1 protein-coding gene is annotated in these 1,611 nt (G+C 34.3%); it reads left to right on the top strand.

Translation table 11 applies throughout. From position 1 onward, the window contains the following. The coding region (gene nosZ, locus Q0352_RS13690; RefSeq protein WP_299528411.1) for a Sec-dependent nitrous-oxide reductase at nucleotides 1–1,611 on the top strand (1,611 nt) is incomplete at both ends.

Raw genomic sequence — 1,611 nt, 5'->3', positions numbered from 1 at the left:
GTAAAAAATCTGGAGCATTAACAAGCAATGCTGCAGAGCGTGTATATGTTGCTCCAGGTGAACACGACGAATTCTATGCCTTTGTTTCAGGTGGATTTAGTGGTCAGTTGGCAGTTTATGGACTTCCTTCAGGACGTTTATTTAAAGTAATTCCTGTTTTTTCAGTAGATGCTGAAAAAGCGTACGGTTTTAACGAAGAAACAAAACCAATGTTAAATACTTCTCATGGATTTATTCCTTGGGACGATTCACATCACCCAGATATTTCTCAAACTAATGGAGAATTAGATGGTAGATATGTATTTATTAATGGTAACAATACACCTCGTATTGCAAAAATTGATTTAACAACTTTTGAAACCACTGAAATTATAGAAATTCCTAATTCAGCAGGTAATCACAGTTCATCTTTTGTTACTGAAAATACAGAATATGTTGTAGCAGGAACACGTTTTAGTATTCCTTATCCACAAAAAGATATGCCTATTGCAGAGTATAAAGGTAATTTTAAAGGAGCCTTAACTTTTATTTCAGTTGATCCTGAAGATGGAGGCATGGATATAAAATTTCAAATTATGATGCCTGGTTTTAATTATGATTTATCACATCCAGGTAGAGGAGATTCTCATGGTTGGTTCTTCTTTACAACTTATAATACTGAAGAAGCAAACTCGTTGTTAGAAGTAAATGCTTCGCAAAATGATAAAGATTTTATTGCTGCTATCAATTGGAAAAAAATTGAAGAATATGTAAACAATGGCGGAGGTACAAAAGCACCTGCCAATTATGCTCATAATGTTTATGATGAGCATACACATACCGCAACTTCTACTATGAAAAAAGAAGTACTAATTATAAATCCTTCTGACGTTCCAGGAGCTATATATTTTATGCCAACACCTAAATCACCTCACGGCTGTGACGTTGATCCTTCAGGAGAATATATTGTAGGAAGTGGAAAATTAGCAGCTGAGTTAACTATTCACTCGTTTAGTAAAATGATTAAAGCTATTGATGAGAAAAAATTTGATGGTGAAGCATATGGTATTCCAATTCTACAATACGAAGCTACTTTAGCTGGAGCAGTAAAACAACCAGGTTTAGGACCATTGCATACTGAATTTGATGGCAAAGGAAACGCTTACACTACTTTCTTTATTTCTTCGGAAGTTGTAAAATGGAAATTAGGAACTTGGGAAGTAATTGATAGAAAACCAACATATTATTCTGTAGGTCACTTAATGATACCTGGAGGAAACTCAAGAAAACCATTTGGTAAATATGTATTGGCAATGAACAAAATTACAAAAGACCGTTATTTACCAACAGGTCCTGAAGTAACACAGTCTGCCCAATTGTATGATATTACGGGTGAAAAAATGGAGTTATTATTAGATTTTCCAACAATTGGAGAGCCTCATTATGCAGCTGGGATTCCAGCGGATTTGTTAAAAGCGAATTCTAAAAAATTCTATAAGTTAGAAGATAATAAACATCCGCATGTTGTTAAAAGCGAAGCTGATGCTAAAGTAACAAGAAACGGAAATGAAGTTCATATTTCTATGACCATGATTCGCAGTCACTTTGCACCAGACAATATTGAAGGTATTA

Origin of the sequence: uncultured Lutibacter sp., assembly GCF_937891065.1 — a bacterium.
GTDB lineage: Bacteria > Bacteroidota > Bacteroidia > Flavobacteriales > Flavobacteriaceae > Lutibacter.
Note: the sequence above shows the minus strand (reverse complement) of the source record. Positions and strands in the feature narration are given on the sequence as shown.